The sequence below is a fragment of the Streptomyces sp. NPDC058239 genome, assembly GCF_042882185.1.
Lineage (GTDB): Bacteria > Actinomycetota > Actinomycetes > Streptomycetales > Streptomycetaceae > Streptomyces.
On sequence record NZ_JBHVWS010000028.1, the window covers coordinates 61,450 to 76,375 of the forward strand.

The following is a 14,926-nucleotide window of genomic DNA, read 5'->3' on the forward strand; positions in this document are numbered from 1 at the left end:
TCGAAGACGTGACTGTGATCGCGACCGAAAGCCTGAGCAAGCGGTTCCCCCGGGTGACCGCTCTTGACCGGCTCTCCCTGGACATCGGACCCGGTGTGACCGGCCTGGTGGGTTCCAATGGAGCCGGCAAGTCCACATTGATCAAGATCCTGCTGGGTCTGTCCCCTGCCACCGAAGGCCGGGCCGCGGTGCTCGGACTCGACGTCGCCACCCATGGCGCCGCCATCCGGGAACGGGTCGGCTACATGCCCGAGCACGACTGTCTGCCGCCGGACGTCTCGGCCACCGAGTTCGTCGTCCACATGGCGCGGATGTCCGGACTGCCGCCGACGGCAGCGCGCGAGCGCACCGCCGACACACTGCGCCACGTCGGTCTGTACGAGGAGCGCTACCGCCCCATCGGCGGCTACTCGACCGGCATGAAGCAGCGCGTGAAACTGGCCCAGGCACTGGTCCACGACCCGCAGCTGGTCCTGCTCGACGAGCCGACGAACGGCCTCGACCCGGTCGGCCGCGACGAGATGCTCGGGCTGATCCGCCGCGTACACACGGACTTCGGCATTTCGGTCCTGGTCACCTCGCACCTCCTGGGCGAGCTGGAACGCACCTGCGACCATGTCGTCGTCATCGATGGCGGCACACTTCTGCGCTCCAGCTCCACCAGCGACTTCACGCAGACGACCACGACCCTCGCGGTCGAGGTCACCGACAGCGACACCCACCCGGACGGCACCGATGCGCTGCGTCAGGTCCTCACCCGGGCCGGCGTCAAGCTCGTGGGCCACGACGGTCTCGATGGGCAGGGGCTGCCCGGTGCGGGCCACATCCTGCTGGTCGAGGCGACCGGCGAGGAGACGTACGACATCGTGCGCGACAGCGTCGCCGGGCTCGGGCTCGGTCTCGTACGGATGGAGCAGCGGCGCCACCACATCGCCGAGGTCTTCCGTACCGAAGAGGCACCGCACGCCGCAGCCGTCACGCAGACCGTGTCCGCGGTTGTCGGGGCCGTACAGCAGAAGGGGAGCGGTCGTGATGAGCACTGAGACCGGAGCCGTGAGCGGGAGCGAGACCTCCCGGATCCACAACATCGGGTACCGCTCCTACGACGGCACGCGGCTGGGCCGCAGCTATGCGCGGCGCTCGCTCTACTCGCAGTCCCTGCGGGGCTCCTTCGGACTGGGGCGTTCCGCGAAGTCCAAGGTGCTGCCGATACTGCTGTTCGGCGTGATGTGCATGGTCGCGGCGATCATCGTCGCGGTCGCCATCGCGGCCCCGGGGAGCACGGCTCTGCCGATCAAGTACACGGCGTTCGCGATCTATCTGCAGGCCGTCATCGGACTCTTCCTCGCCGCGCAGGCACCGCAGGCGGTCTCCCGTGACCTGCGCTTCAAGAGCGTGCCGCTGTACTTCTCGCGGCCGATCGAGCGGGTCGACTATGTCGTCGCGAAGCTGGCGGCCATGGCGTCCGCGCTCTTCATCCTCACCGGGGCACCGCTCGTCATCCTCTACGCGGGCGCACTGCTGGGGAAGTTCGACTTTGCCGAGCAGACCAAGGGATTCGGACAGGGGCTGGTGTCGGTGGCGCTGCTGTCCGTGCTCTTCGCCGGACTGGGCCTGGTGATGGCCGCGCTGACACCGCGCCGCGGTTTCGGTGTCGCCGCGGTGATCGCCGTACTGACCATCTCCTACGGCGCGGTCTCCACGGTCCAGGCCATTGCCTGGCAGACGGGTTCGACGGGAGCCATCGAGTGGCTGGGGCTCTTCTCCCCCATCACGCTGATCGGTGGTGTGCAGACCGCGTTCCTCGGGGCCAATTCGGCCTTCCCCGGAGGGGAAGGCCCGGGGGCCGGGGCCGGCGTGGTCTATCTGATCTTTGTTCTCGCGCTCGTCGCCGGCTCGTACGCCGTACTGATGCGCCGCTACCGGAGGGTCGGGCTGTGACCACCATCGAGATCGACCACACCTCGCGCTGGTTCGGCAATGTGGTCGCCGTCAACGACGTGAGCATGACGGTGGGCCCGGGCGTCACCGGGCTGCTCGGCCCCAACGGCGCGGGAAAGTCCACGCTGATCAATATGATGGCCGGTTTCCTCGCCCCGTCTACCGGCACGGTCACGCTCGACGGCCGGCCGATCTGGCGCAATGAAGCGGTGTACAAGGAGATCGGGATCGTGCCGGAACGGGAGGGGATGTACGACTTCCTGACCGGCCGCGAATTCGTCGTCGCCAATGCGGAGCTGCAGGGACTCGGCGATGCGGCGGCGCAGAAGGCGCTGGCCACGGTCGAGATGGAGTACGCGCAGGACCGCAAGATCTCGACCTACAGCAAGGGCATGCGCCAGCGCGTGAAGATGGCGTCCGCCCTGGTCCACGAACCGTCGGTGCTGCTGCTCGACGAGCCGTTCAACGGGATGGACCCGCGCCAGCGGATGCAACTGATGGCGCTGCTGCGGCGGATGGGGGCGGAGGGCCGTACCGTGCTCTTCTCCTCCCACATCCTCGAAGAGGTCGAACAACTCGCCTCGCACATCGAGGTGATCGTGGCGGGACGGCACGCGGCATCCGGTGACTTCCGGAAGATCCGCCGGCTGATGACGGACCGCCCGCACCGCTATCTCGTACGTTCCAGCGACGACCGCGCCCTCGCTGCCGCGCTCATCGCCGACCCGTCGACGGCCGGTATCGAGGTGGACCTGGGCGAACAGGCCCTGCGTATCCAGGCGGTCGACTTCGGACGCTTCACCGAGTTGCTGCCGAAGGTCGCACGTGACCACGGAATTCGCCTTCTGACCGTTTCGCCGTCCGACGAGTCCCTCGAATCGGTCTTTTCCTATCTCGTAGCGGCCTGAGTAGTGGCCTGAAAGGAGCTGTGAAGCGTCATGTACGACCCCACAGTCGCCCGGCTCACCTACCGGGCCCTGCTCGGCCGGCGCCGGGCCGCCATCCTCTTCGTCCTGCCGGCGCTGCTGGTGATCATTGCCGTGGCGGTACGGGCGTTCGCCGGAGCCGATGACCAGGTCGCCTCGGACGTGCTGGGCGGCTTTGCCATCGCCACGATGGTGCCGCTGATCGGCGTGATCGCCGGAACCGGAGCCATCGGTCCCGAGATCGACGACGGATCGATCGTCTATCTGCTGGCCAAGCCGGTGAAGCGGCCGACGATCATCTTCACCAAGCTGATCGTGGCCATCGCCGTCACGATGGTCTTCTCCGCACTGCCCACGCTGATCGCGGGGCTGATCCTCAACGGGAACGGCCAGCAGATCGCGGTGGCTTACACCATTGCGGCGCTGGTCGCCTCGATCGCGTACAGCTCGCTGTTCCTGCTGCTGGGCACCGTCAGCCGGCACGCGGTCGTCTTCGGCCTCGTCTACGCGCTGGTGTGGGAGGCATTGTTCGGCACCCTGGTGCCGGGGGCACGCACGCTCAGCGTTCAGCAGTGGTCCCTCGCGGTTGCCGAGAAGGTCGGCGGGGCCGGCGCGATCACCTCCGATGTCGGGCTGCCGGTCGCGACGGTCCTGCTGGTGGCGGTCACGGTGGTGGCGACCTGGTACGCAGGTCAGAAGCTGCGCACACTGAAGCTGGCCGGCGAGGAGTGATCGGGGGTTTCCCCGGATACCTCTGCCGTGCTCCGTTTCTGATCACTCCGATCTACGTCAACCCTCGTCTCCTGGACGGGGGTTGACGCATTTCGGACAGTAGTACGCGTAACTGTACGGTTATCGGTTCGTTGCGCAGGGTGCGTGGAGGCAACTGGAATCTGTGGCGTCGTAGCTTTCGTGAAAACAGGGATTGCCGATGCCGGTGAGGGAGTACCCGCCGGGTCGGTCATTGAGTGAGTGGCAACCGTGAGCGTCCTCCGCCCCTCAAGCCCGGGACAGGGCTGTCCATCGTCGGTTTCACGATCGGAAGGCATGTCCATGCCCACGGAAGTTGCCCTGCTCGAATCGCGTGCGCTGCGCGTCGAGCAGATGGGGCGCGTCGACGTCCTCGACAAGGTCAAGAGTCTTGTCATGCTCCCGGACGGAATTCACCTTCGCACAGAGGATGTGGCCCGTTACTTCGAAGTATCCACAACCGCGGTCAGGAGGCTCACGGACCGCCATCAGAACGAGCTCCTGGACAACGGGATGCGAGTGCTGCGTGGCGCTGATCTGCGCTCTTTCCATAGCGACATGCTGTCGCTATGGGCGGGTGAGGTGCCGGAAAGTTATCCACAGGCAGCGACTCAGCTCAGGCTCTACACCCGCAGGACCGTGCTCAACATCGCGATGCTTCTTCGCGACAGCGACATCGCTCGATGCGTCCGTACGTATCTGCTCGACGCCGAGCAGGACCTGCGCGCGGGCTACGCCGCGCTCGAACACCGCGTCACCCGGGTCGAGAGCTGCCTCGCAGGAGTGGGCAGCGCGCTTCAGGAACTCGGGCCCGTCCTCAACCGGATGTCGCACCGGCTCGACAGCCTCGACCGGAGGGTGGACATCACACATCAGGTCGTCGGCGCCATGAGCGTGCGGCTGGGCCACCTGTCCGAGGACATCGTCCGTATCGACGGAAGGATGGATGATCTCGCCCGCCACCTGAAGGATCTGGGCCGCCGCAACAAGCAGCGCTGATCCGAAGGCCGTTCACGGCCTTTCGGTATTGCCCGGAAAACGGGTGGCACCGAAAGGCCGTTCCGGTCACAGTAGTTGGTGCAGCACACGCCGGAACCGGCGCAGCACGCCCCGACAGCAACAGCAGCACGCCGACATGCACGTCACAGGCCGGGAGAGGAGCGCGACGATGACCGAGAGTCCGAGTCCGTCGAGTTCCCAGCAGGGCGGGCCCGAGCCGGCACCGGAGTAGTCACCGACGACTCCGCCGTGCCGATCGGAGCAGAGGACGCCCGGGGCGGTTTCTGCGCATCGTGCGGCCGCCCTCCCGGAGGATTGGCCGAGTGGAAAGGCAGCGGCTTGCTAAGCCGTCGTCGGGGCCGTGAACCCCGCGCGCGTTCGATCCGCGCATCCTCCGCAGCAGCAGTGTCGGGTACCGGTACGAGTGGAGCAGCCGTTCCAGCTGCCCGCGCCCGTACCTCTGCCCGTACCCGTACGACTAGAGCAGCCGCTCCAGCACCACAGCGATGCCGTCATCCTCGTTGGACGTGGTGATCTCCTGGGCCACAGCCTTCAGATCCTCATGAGCATTGGCCATTGCCACACCCCGCTGTGCCCAGGCGAACATCGGGATGTCGTTCGGCATGTCACCGAAGGCCAGAGTGTCAGCGGCCTTCAGGCCCAGCCGGCGCGCGGCCAGCGAGAGTCCGGTCGCCTTGCTCAGCCCCAGCGGCAGGATCTCCACCACACCAGGACCGGCCATGACCACGTCGACCAGGTTGCCGACGGCCGATCGCGCGGCCTTCGCCAGTGCGTCGTCGTCGAGATCGGGATGCTGGATGTAGACCTTGTTCAGGGGGGCCGACCACAATTCGGCCGGGTCCTCCGCGAAGACAGCCGGAAGCGGCCCTTCCTGTACGCGGTAGCCGGGGCCGACCAGCACTTCGCCGTCGAGCCCGTCGCGGCTCGCCGCCAGCGCCAATGGGCCGACCTCGGCCTCGACCTTGGACAGCGCGAGACCGGCGAGCTGCCGGTCCAGGGTCAGCGAGGTCAGCAGCTTGCGCTCACCCGCGTGGTAGACCTGTGCGCCCTGGCCGCAGACCGCGAGTCCCTCGTAACCCAGGTCGTCCAGGATGTGCCGGGTCCACGGGACAGCGCGACCGGTGACGATGATGTGCGCGGCACCGGCCGCGGTGACCGCAGCCAGTGCCTCACGGGTGCGCTCGGAGACCGTGTCGTCGTTACGCAGCAGAGTGCCGTCGAGATCGGTCGCGACGAGCTTGTACGGAAAGGTCACCTGGCGACCGGCTCCAGAACCTCGCGCCCGCCCAGGTAGGGCCGGAGCACCTCGGGTACCCGTACGGAGCCGTCGGCCAGCTGGTGGTTCTCCAGGATCGCCACGATTGTGCGCGGTACGGCGCACAGCGTGCCGTTCAGCGTCGCCAGCGGCTGGACCTTCTTGCCGTCGCGCATCCGGACGGACAGACGGCGCGCCTGGAAACCGTCGCAGTTCGAAGCGGACGTCAGCTCGCGGTACTTGCCCTGCGTCGGGATCCACGCCTCGCAGTCGAACTTGCGGGAGGCCGAGGCCCCCAGATCGCCGGTGGCGACATCGATCACCTGGAAGGGCAGCTCAAGAGCGGTGAGCCACTGCTTCTCCCAGTCCAGGAGCCTGCGGTGCTCGGCCTCGGCGTCCGCCGGGTCGACGTACGAGAACATCTCGACCTTGTCGAACTGGTGGACACGGAAGATGCCCCGGGTGTCCTTGCCGTATGTACCGGCCTCGCGGCGGAAACACGGTGAGAAGCCCGCGTACCGCAGCGGCAGCTTGTCGGCCTCGATGATCTCGTCCATGTGGTACGCGGCGAGCGGGACCTCGGAGGTGCCGACCAGGTAGAAGTCGTCCTTCTCCAGGTGGTACACGTTTTCTGCGGCCTGGCCGAGGAAGCCGGTGCCCTCCATGGCGCGCGGGCGGACCAGCGCAGGCGTCAGCATCGGGACCAAGCCGGCCTCGGTGGCCTGCGCGATCGCCGCGTTGACGAGGGCGAGCTCCAGCAGCGCGCCGACACCCGTCAGGTAGTAGAAGCGCGAACCGGAGACCTTGGCGCCACGCTCCATGTCGATGGCGCCGAGCTTCTCGCCGAGCTCCAGGTGGTCCTTGGGCTCGAAGCCCTCGGCCCCGAAGTCACGGATCGTGCCGTGTGTCTCCAGGACGACGAAGTCCTCCTCGCCGCCGACCGGCACGTCCTCGTGGACGATGTTGCCGAGCTGGAGCATCAGGCTCCTGGCCTCGGCGTCGGCCTCGTCCTGTGCCGCGTCGGCCGCCTTGACGTCGGCCTTCAGCTGCTCGGCCTTCTTGAGGAGCTCGGCACGCTCCTCGGGCGAAGCCTTGGGGATGAGTTTGCCGAGCGATTTCTGCTCGGAGCGGAGTTCGTCGAAGCGGACGCCGGACGACCTGCGCCGCTCGTCGGCGGAGAGAAGGGCGTCGACGAGCGCGACGTCCTCTCCACGGGCGCGCTGGGAGGCGCGAACACGGTCGGGGTCCTCACGGAGCAGGCGAAGGTCAATCACCCCTCCAGGCTACCGGTGTGCGCTTCTCCAGCTCGAACCGATATTGCCAAGCGCGTCATTTTGCCCGAATTGCCTGAATTGGCAATGCTGGAGGGTATTACGTGGCTGGAGTTGATCTCGATCGTCAATAAAAAGAGTTTATTCCCCTAAATGGGGCAGAAGGTGTCGACCGTCTTGACGTATCCGCCTTGCCTGGCAGGGGAGTTGGGCGTCACTTGTCCACAGGTGTTGGTGCTCCTCAAAGTTATCCACAGGCTGTGGGGAAGATCTGTGGACACCGGAAGAGATCATTCCGAAAGCTGCGTGGGGGCTCCCGGATTCCCCATTCAAACCCACTTCAGACGCTCGTTCGGGTGGGAATTCGCCGCCCAAAAGAGTTGATCAATGGAATTCAGGTGGCACGGGCCAACCCGGGCGACCTGCCGGCCTGTGGACGTATCTGAGTCGACTGGAGTGATATGTCGACCATGTCGCATTGAAGTGTCGACTTGTCCCCAGGTCGAGAACCACCCCTGTGGATAACTCTGTGGATGATGAAAAGCGGTAAATGGCACAGGCCGTTCAGACGTGCCGGCCCCCGGGCGCACCGGCCCCCGGACTGTCGGCCCCGGGGCCGGCCCCCGGGGGCCGCTGTCAGCCCCGGCCGTCCAGATTGCGGGCCAGCCAGTCGGAGGCCTCCGTGAACTCCGCGTCCGACGTCCCCGCCCGCAGTGGCCGTACATCCTGCATCGCCACCCCGGCCCGCGGGTACGAGCCGAGAAACCGTACCTTCGGGCAGATCCGCTTCAGCCCCATCAACGCCTCGCCGACCCGGCGGTCCGCGATGTGCCCCTCGGCGTCCACCGCGAAGCAGTAGTTCCCGATGCCGGCCCCGGTCGGCCGCGACTGGATCAGCATCAGGTTCACCCCGCGCACCGCGAACTCCTGGAGCAGTTCGAGCAGCGCACCGGGGTGGTCCTCGCCCAGCCAGATGACCACCGACGTCTTGTCCGCACCCGTCGGCGCCGCCGGCCGGGCCGGGCGGCCCACCAGGACGAAGCGGGTCTGCGCGTTCACCGCATCGTGGATATCGGTCACCAGCGGTTCGAGACCGTAGGTCGCCGCCGCGAATTCACCGGCGAAGGCGGCGTCGTACCGTCCTTCCTGCACCAGCCGGGCACCGTCGGCGTTGGAGGCCGCCGACTCCCATACGGCGTCCGGGAGATGGGCGGCCATCCAGTTGCGCACCTGCGGCTGCGCGGCCGGGTGCGCGGTGACCGATTTGATGTCGGACAGCTCGGTGCCCGGCCGCACCAGCAGCGCGAATGTGATGGAGAGCAGCACCTCGCGGTAGATCATCAGCGGTTCGCCGGTGGTCAGCTCGTCGAGCGTCGCGGTGATGCCGCCCTCGACGGAGTTCTCGATCGGCACGAGCGCTGCCGCGGCGGCCCCGCTGCGTACCGCGTCCAGAGCCACCGGTACGGAGACCATCGGGACGAGTTCGCGGGTGGCGGCTTCCGGGAGCGTACGGAGGGCGACCTCGGTGAAGGTGCCTTCAGGGCCGAGATATGCGTAGCGCGTGGCGGACATACCGTCACCCTAATGTGCCCCGGTCGCTCAGGACTCCAGTAGCCGCTGACCCACGTATTCGCCGTCCGCCGCACCGCCCGGCACCGCGAACAGTCCGCTGGCCTCATGGCGGATGAACGGCGACAGGGCATCGCCGCGGTCCAGCTTGCGCTGCACCGGAACGAACCCCCGCAGCGGATCCGCCTGCCAGCAGATGAACAGCAGCCCGGCGTCCGGAGTGCCGTCCGCCGAGATGCCGTCGTGGTACGAGAAGGGGCGCCGCAGCATGGCTGCGCCGCTGTTCTTCTCGGGGGAGGAAATCCGGGCGTGGGCGTTGTCCGGGATCAGGAGCCTGCCGTCGGGGCCCGCCTTGTCGAGGTCCATCGCGGTGGTCTCGGCGCCACCGCTCAGCGGAGCACCGTCCTTCTTACGGCGCCCTATGACCTGCTCCTGCCGTTCCACCGGGAGCTTCTCCCAGTCGTCGAGCAGCATCCTGATCCGCCGAACGACCGCATACGAGCCGCCTGCCAGCCAGTCGTACTTCTTATCGGTCCCGGCCGGTACGAAGATGCGCCGGTCGAAGTCGCTCTCGGCGGGCTTCGGGTTAGCGGTGCCGTCCATCTGGCCCATCAGATTGCGCGCGGTCATAGGCTGCGCGGTGGCGCCGGGGGATCGGTTGAAGCCGTTCATCTGCCAGCGGACCCTGGCGGCCGGGGCGGCCTCCTTCTGCACGGCACGCAGCGCGTGGAAGGCGACGAGTGAGTCGTCGGCGCCGATCTGTACCCAGAGGTCACCGTTGGAGCGCTTGGCGTCGATGTGGTCGGAGGAGAACGGCGGCAGCGGGTCGAGTCCCGGTGGCCGGTGGCCGACCAGGCCGGTGCGCTCGAAGAAGGTGCGGCCGAAGCCGAAGGTGACGGTCAGCGAGGACGGTCCGGCATCCAGCGCGATCCCGGTGTCACGGGCGGCGCCGTCCGCCGCGCCGCTGTCGGCGGCTTCGCCGGCCATCAGGCGCCGGGCCACGGCCGACCATCGGCGCATCAGGGCAGCCGCTTCCTTCCGTCCCGCACCGGGCGCCAGGTCGAAGGCGACGAGATGGCCGCGGGCCTGAAGCGGAGTGGTGATCCCCGGTTGATGTTTCCCGTGAAACATCACCTGGGTGGAGCCGACCGCGGTCAGTGCGGTCGGCTCGTCGGTCCGGGTCGCTGCATAACCGGTCGCGCCGCCCGCCGCCCCCAGTACCAGCCCGGTCGCGCCGGCCGCGCCCGCGCTGCCGAGCAGCCGCCTCCGGGAGATGGCGCCGCTGCCACGGGCTCTGTCGTCCCCGCTGCCTGCGGAGGTCTTCCTGTTGCTGTTTCCGCTCACGATCCTGCTCAGCCGATCTTCACGTTCTTGTCGATGGTCGTCTGGTCGATGTCCGACGTACGCACGGTCACCGCGACCTTCCAGTTGCCCGCCATCGGGATCTGGACGTTGCTCGCGGTCCAGTGGCCCTCGGTGAGCCGGACAGGGACGACGGGGAGCGGGCCGATGTCCTTGGACCCCAGAGTGAAGGCGAGCTTCAGCTCGGGGACGTCCATGGCCTTGCCGTCGATGCTGTCGATCCAGATGTGGAGTTCATTGGCACCGGTACGGGCGGGGTCGATGTCCATCCGCACCGTTCCCTTGCCGTTCTTGCCGCCTGTGTCGAAGGGCAGCGTCAGATTGACCGGGCCTTCGGCCGCGGGGGCGGCTGCCGCCGTCGAGGTGCGGGCCGCCTCTTCCTCGGTACGTCCCGGCTCGGTCGAGGTCAGTACGGTCGTCACGGCCAACAGCGCCACGGCGACCCCTGCTTCCGCCAGCACCGAACGGCGGAGCCCGGACCGGTCGGGGTCGGCATCGCGGATCCGCTTCTTCTCGGCGGTGGCCACGGCGGCCCTCTGCCGGGCGAGCTGGGTCGCCCGCGCGGGGTCCTCGGCCGCGGCGTCCGATGCACCCGGGGCCCCGGACTCCTCGACTTCGACGTCGTCCCTGGCGTCGGCCCGGAGTTCCGCTTCCTCCCCGCCCGTTTCGCCTGTGACCAGCCTTGCGGTCCAGCGACGCGAGATCCAGGCGATCCCGACCAGGACGGCAACGAGCCCCACCTTCACGAGCAGCAGCTGCCCGTACCCGGTGCCGGTGAGCGCGGACCAGGTGCCGACCTGGCGCCAGGACTGGTAGATCCCGGTGGCGGTGAGCACGAGCACGCTGCCGAACGCGATACGGGAGAAGCGCCGCACGGCCGCGGCTTCGATGTCCGGCGTCCGGTACAGCGCGACCAGCAGGGCCGCCAGCCCACCCAGCCAGGCCGCGACGGCCAGCAGATGCAGCACGTCGACCGGCATGGCGATGCCCGGCTGGATCCCGGTCGAGGCGTGTTCGGCGAGTGCCCAGGTCCCGGCGATCCCGGCGGCGATCACCGTGCCGCCGATGGCCAGTCCGAAGGTTAGGTCCTTCTTCTCGCGCTCGTCCTCGCGCTTCGCGTATGCCCCGAACAGCACGGCGACGAAGAGTGCGGAGGCGCCGAGCAGCAGCAACCGGGATACGAGCGCCGCCCCGGGCTTGGTGTCGAGCACGGCCTTCAGACCGTCGAGGTCGAAGGCGTCCGCGAGCTTCCCGGAGCCGGTGTACGGGTTGCGCAGGAGCAGCATGGCCAGGGTGGCCGCGGTGAGGGTCAGCCAGCCGCGTACGACCAGGCGTTGCAGGGGGCGTGCACCCGCCCCGCGCTGCCAGCAGGCCAGTACGAAGGCGGCGCCGCCGGCCAGCAGGATGAAACCGGCGTACGCGGCGTAGCGCGCGATGCCGTAGAGGGTGCCGACGAGGCCGCCCCCGGCCTCGTCCGTCGGGAGGGCGACGGTGGTCTTGGAGGGGGCTCCGACGGAGAAAGTGAAGGCGCCCGAGACGGGGTGGCTGTCTGCGGAGACGGCCTGCCAGGCGACGGTGTACGTACCGTCGGGCAGCCCGGTGTGCAGTGAGACGCCGTACTTCACGGTGGAGCCGCTCTGCAGATCACGTGGCGCGGCGCCGGTGTCGGCGCGCTTGCCGCCCGGGTCCAGGACCCTGATGGAGTCGTCACCCATGGCGACCTGCTCGGAGAAGGTGAGAGTGACTTCCTTGGGAGCGGTGTCGACCACCGCCCCGTCCTGCGGATCGCTCCCGGTGAGCGCGGCATGCGCGGACGCGGGGCCCGCGCCGCCCAGCAGCAGGCCGAACACCATGCCGACAAGGGCGGCGAGGAGTGCGGCCGCGGCGAGTGGGCGGCGCGGCGCGTGAGTGGACGAGGGCGGTCCGAAGTGCGGGGCGGTGGCTGTCATGGCGAGTCAGTCCCTCACTGCTTCTTCGGGTTGTGGGTGGTCTCCTTCACGGGAAGGTCGACCTTTATCGGGTCGGCCTTCTCGAAGTGCAGTTCCACGGACACCTTCTCGCCCTGCTTGGGCTGCTGCTTGAGCTTCATGAACATGATGTGGCTCCCGCCGCGTTCCAGATCCAGCTCGCCGCCCGCGGGCACCTCGAAGGACGTCACCATGCGCATCGTCTGGTTCTTCGTCTCGTGGATCGTGACGTCGTCCGAGAGCGGGCTGGTGACCGAGGTGAGCCGGTCGGACGTGCCGCCGCTGTTCTCGACGACGAGGAAACCGGCCGCCATGTCGCTGACCGGCTGCGGCATGAACGCGCCGGTCACCTTCAGCTCGGGCTTGCTGTCCGAGGACGAGCACCCCGCCAGCGTCAGCCCGGTGGTGAGGGCGATGACGCCGGCGAGGGTGGTGCGGCGGTTCACGGAGTCTCCCCCTTGACGATCTCGGGGAGGTCCTTGGTGTAGTCGTCGGGCGAGGTGTCCTCGCTGTATACGAGGTACCCCTTGTCGGTCTTCGGGGAGAACGCGATGACCTGGGAGCCGTGCATCGAGACGATCGTGCCGTCCTTCTCCTTCTTCGGGGCATCGATGCCGATGCCGATCTGGCGCGCGCCCGCCTGGATGGTCGGGAAGTCGCCGGTGAGGCCGATGAAGGAGGCGTCCTGGGCCTTGAGCCAGCTGCCCAGTGAGGCCGGGGTGTCCCGCTCGGGGTCGGTGGTCACGAAGACGACCTGGAGCTTGTCCTGGTCGGCCTTGGGGAGGGACTTCTTGGCGATGGCGATGTTGCTCATGATGAGCGGGCAGACATCGGGGCAGTTGGTGTAGCCGAAGTAGATCAGCGTCGGCTTGCCCTTGGTCTGCTCACGGAGGTCGTACTTCTTGCCGTGGGTGTCGGTGAGGACGAGGTCGGGCTTGGTGAACGGCTGGTCGAGTACCGTCGCCGCCTTGGTCTTGGGCTGGACGGACACATCGGCGACGGGCTTCTTTGCGCCGTCGTCGCTGCTGCCGCAGGCGGACAGGGTGAGCGCGGCCGCGGCGACGAACGCCGCGGCCAGCACCGTTTTCTTACGCATGGAGCACTGATTCCTGGTGGGTCGGTGGGACTGATGGGGCTGTGGGTCAGGCGGCGCGGCGGCGGCCGGCGAGGACACCGAAGGTCACCCCTGCGGCGCCGATGACGATGCCGACGATGCCGAGGACGCGGGCCGTGGTGTCACTGGAGGACTCGTCCGACGCGGCAGTTGTCTGCTTGTCCGCTGCTTTCGCGGTGGCGCCGGCGGCTGCGCTGTGCTCGTCGGCGGTCGCCGCGGTGAGCTTGAGGACCGGTGCCGGGCTCTCGGGCTCGGCGGCACCGTCCTTCTGCTCCTCGATCCAGCGGACGACTTCCTTGTCGTCGTACGTCTGGATGGCCTTGAACACCAGCTGGTCGGCGTCCTCGGGAAGCTGGCCGATGGAGAGCGGGAACTGCTGGAAGCTGCCCGGGCGGATGCCGCGCTCGTCCTTGTCGCCCTTGGCGGTCCAGGTGACCTTGGAGACGGCCTCGTTGATCTTCTGGCCGTGCATCTCGAGCGGCTTGGCCAGCTTGCTCTTGGTGACCTCGATGTCCCAGCCGGTCACGGCCTGTGGCATGACGGAGGCCAGCGGGTGGTCGGTCGGGAAGTTGACCTCGAGCTTGGTCGTCGAGGAGTTGTCGCGCTCGTTGGGGACCTTGAAGTTGACGGTGGCGTAACCGCCCTTGGCGGCCTCGCCCTGGGGCTGCACGCTGACGTGCGCGGAGGCCGTACCGGCGAGGATCAGCACGGTGGACGCGGCGATGCCGCCGGCGAGGACGATGCGGGAAACGTTCATGACAGGAATCTCTCCACGGAAGCACGAAGGAAAGGTGTCCGGCGCGCGGGTGCGCGACGGCATCGCGACACCTCTACCTCACCTGCGGCGTGCGTATGCCGACTCGCACGGCACCGGGTGGGTGCGTGAGTCGAGTCGTGCGTGCATCGAGTGGAGGGTGTCGCGTCAGGCTGCGAGTGCGTATACGGGTGGCGGCCCGCGCCTGATCACCATGTGCTGCAACGGGTCCCCGGTGGCGGGGGCCGGGGCGTCGACTGCGGTACGGGGGGTGCGCGGCCCGGTGGCCGGGCCCCCGGGAAGTCCGGCGCGCAGGGCGTTCACGAGCGAGAGCGCGGCGCGCAGCGCACGCAACCGGGCTCCGGCCGCGACCTGCTGGGCGCCGTGCGCCGAGAGCCGGGCCAGTCGGAACAGGGCGATCTCGCCGCGTCGCAGCAGCCAGCCGGTGGCAACGGCGGCCAGCAGGTGGCCGAGCAGCATGGGCAGGCTGGGCAGCAGACCGGCGAGGGCGGCCGGGTCCGAGCCGGTTGCGGAGGCCATGTGCTGGTGTCCGCCGGCCGTCACCGACGCCGGGTCGATTCCCGCGGTGGTGACGATGCGGTGCGCTTCGGCGGCGTTCAACTGCGCGGGTCCCATGCCGCACACGAGGCTTGCCGCGAACCGGATCAGTGAGTCGTCGCCCGCCGCGGTGTCCGTCGAGGTGGTGTGCGTACCCACGCCGAAGAGGGTGTGCAGGGCGATCTGTCCGCCGGCCAGCGCGGCGGCGATGGACGGCAGTGAGCGCTCGCGTCCGGCGAGCGGTGCCGTCACCGCGAAGATTCCCAGGAATCCGGCGAGCAGGGTCCACCAGGGGACGGCCGCGCAGGAAGCCAGGGAGTGACCTGCCGCGGACAGCGCGACACAGACCGCGGTGAACACCGCGGCCCTCAGGAGCCGCAGACCGGCTCCGGCGCGTGCGACAGGCATAGACATGGCGGGGCCATCATCGCACCGTGCC

14 protein-coding genes and 1 tRNA gene are annotated in these 14,926 nt (G+C 68.3%); 6 read left to right on the plus strand and 9 right to left on the minus strand.

The features are described 5' to 3' along the window. The first annotated feature begins 53 nt into the window (after positions 1-53). The 6 genes from ACFVYE_RS26980 to ACFVYE_RS27005 all read left to right on the plus strand — a co-directional run bounded on the left by ACFVYE_RS26980 (position 54) and on the right by ACFVYE_RS27005 (position 5,013). Positions 54-1,043, plus strand: a complete 990-nt coding sequence (locus ACFVYE_RS26980) for an ABC transporter ATP-binding protein (protein WP_383963990.1) — start codon at positions 54-56, stop codon at positions 1,041-1,043. Further along, the gene (locus ACFVYE_RS26985; protein WP_383963947.1) at positions 1,033-1,941 is read left to right on the plus strand and encodes an ABC transporter permease; all 909 of its coding nucleotides are present in this window, start codon (positions 1,033-1,035) and stop codon (positions 1,939-1,941) included. Before ACFVYE_RS26980 ends, ACFVYE_RS26985 begins: the two co-directional genes overlap by 11 nt. Then, the gene (locus ACFVYE_RS26990; RefSeq protein WP_327274090.1) at positions 1,938-2,849 is read left to right on the plus strand and encodes an ABC transporter ATP-binding protein; all 912 of its coding nucleotides are present in this window, start codon (positions 1,938-1,940) and stop codon (positions 2,847-2,849) included. Before ACFVYE_RS26985 ends, ACFVYE_RS26990 begins: the two co-directional genes overlap by 4 nt. 30 nt (positions 2,850-2,879) lie before the next feature. Then, the gene (locus ACFVYE_RS26995) at positions 2,880-3,599 is read left to right on the plus strand and encodes an ABC transporter permease (RefSeq protein WP_383071178.1); all 720 of its coding nucleotides are present in this window, start codon (positions 2,880-2,882) and stop codon (positions 3,597-3,599) included. Between the two features lie 321 nt (positions 3,600-3,920). After that, complete coding sequence (locus ACFVYE_RS27000) at positions 3,921-4,616, plus strand: hypothetical protein (protein WP_383963943.1); 696 nt, start codon at positions 3,921-3,923, stop codon at positions 4,614-4,616. A 309-nt stretch (positions 4,617-4,925) separates the two neighbouring features. Continuing rightward, positions 4,926-5,013 (plus strand) — tRNA-Ser (locus tag ACFVYE_RS27005). A gap of 81 nt (positions 5,014-5,094) precedes the next feature. Here ACFVYE_RS27005 and ACFVYE_RS27010 read toward each other — a convergent pair. The 9 genes from ACFVYE_RS27010 to ACFVYE_RS27050 all read right to left on the minus strand — a co-directional run bounded on the left by ACFVYE_RS27010 (position 5,095) and on the right by ACFVYE_RS27050 (position 14,901). Continuing rightward, entirely contained in the window at positions 5,095-5,892 is a 798-nt protein-coding gene (locus ACFVYE_RS27010) for an HAD family hydrolase (protein ID WP_383963941.1), read from the minus strand. Beyond that, complete coding sequence (serS, locus tag ACFVYE_RS27015; protein ID WP_383963938.1) at positions 5,889-7,166, minus strand: serine--tRNA ligase; 1,278 nt, start codon at positions 7,164-7,166, stop codon at positions 5,889-5,891. Before serS ends, ACFVYE_RS27010 begins: the two co-directional genes overlap by 4 nt. Before the next feature lie 633 nt (positions 7,167-7,799). Further along, positions 7,800-8,735 carry a prephenate dehydratase gene (pheA, locus tag ACFVYE_RS27020; RefSeq protein ID WP_383963935.1) on the minus strand — a complete coding sequence of 312 codons (936 nt, stop codon included), beginning with the start codon at positions 8,733-8,735 and terminating at the stop codon, positions 7,800-7,802. A gap of 27 nt (positions 8,736-8,762) precedes the next feature. Then, entirely contained in the window at positions 8,763-10,076 is a 1,314-nt protein-coding gene (gene efeB / locus ACFVYE_RS27025; protein WP_383963932.1) for an iron uptake transporter deferrochelatase/peroxidase subunit, read from the minus strand. An 8-nt stretch (positions 10,077-10,084) separates the two neighbouring features. After that, the gene (locus ACFVYE_RS27030) at positions 10,085-12,043 is read right to left on the minus strand and encodes a copper resistance CopC/CopD family protein (RefSeq protein WP_383963929.1); all 1,959 of its coding nucleotides are present in this window, start codon (positions 12,041-12,043) and stop codon (positions 10,085-10,087) included. A 14-nt stretch (positions 12,044-12,057) separates the two neighbouring features. Beyond that, positions 12,058-12,507 (minus strand): copper chaperone PCu(A)C, encoded by a 450-nt coding sequence (locus tag ACFVYE_RS27035; protein ID WP_383963926.1) that lies wholly within the window; start codon positions 12,505-12,507, stop codon positions 12,058-12,060. Next, complete coding sequence (locus tag ACFVYE_RS27040; protein WP_383963924.1) at positions 12,504-13,157, minus strand: SCO family protein; 654 nt, start codon at positions 13,155-13,157, stop codon at positions 12,504-12,506. Before ACFVYE_RS27040 ends, ACFVYE_RS27035 begins: the two co-directional genes overlap by 4 nt. 46 nt (positions 13,158-13,203) lie before the next feature. Beyond that, complete coding sequence (locus ACFVYE_RS27045; RefSeq protein ID WP_389607524.1) at positions 13,204-13,932, minus strand: YcnI family protein; 729 nt, start codon at positions 13,930-13,932, stop codon at positions 13,204-13,206. Positions 13,933-14,097: 165 nt separating this feature from the next. Then, positions 14,098-14,901, minus strand: a complete 804-nt coding sequence (locus ACFVYE_RS27050) for a hypothetical protein (RefSeq protein WP_389607525.1) — start codon at positions 14,899-14,901, stop codon at positions 14,098-14,100. Positions 14,902-14,926: the final 25 nt, after the last annotated feature.

Excerpts from the sequence above, each read along its gene's own strand:
- pheA (WP_383963935.1), bottom strand. The coding sequence starts at position 8,735 with ATGTCCGCCACGCGCTACGCATATCTCGGCCCTGAAGGCACCTTCACC.
- ACFVYE_RS27040 (WP_383963924.1), bottom strand. The coding sequence starts at position 13,157 with ATGCGTAAGAAAACGGTGCTGGCCGCGGCGTTCGTCGCCGCGGCCGCG.
- ACFVYE_RS27050 (WP_389607525.1), bottom strand. The coding sequence starts at position 14,901 with ATGTCTATGCCTGTCGCACGCGCCGGAGCCGGTCTGCGGCTCCTGAGG.
- ACFVYE_RS26995 (WP_383071178.1), top strand. The coding sequence starts at position 2,880 with ATGTACGACCCCACAGTCGCCCGGCTCACCTACCGGGCCCTGCTCGGC.
- ACFVYE_RS26985 (WP_383963947.1), top strand. The coding sequence starts at position 1,033 with ATGAGCACTGAGACCGGAGCCGTGAGCGGGAGCGAGACCTCCCGGATC.
- ACFVYE_RS27045 (WP_389607524.1), bottom strand. The coding sequence starts at position 13,932 with ATGAACGTTTCCCGCATCGTCCTCGCCGGCGGCATCGCCGCGTCCACC.
- ACFVYE_RS27000 (WP_383963943.1), top strand. The coding sequence starts at position 3,921 with ATGCCCACGGAAGTTGCCCTGCTCGAATCGCGTGCGCTGCGCGTCGAG.
- ACFVYE_RS27030 (WP_383963929.1), bottom strand. The coding sequence starts at position 12,043 with ATGACAGCCACCGCCCCGCACTTCGGACCGCCCTCGTCCACTCACGCG.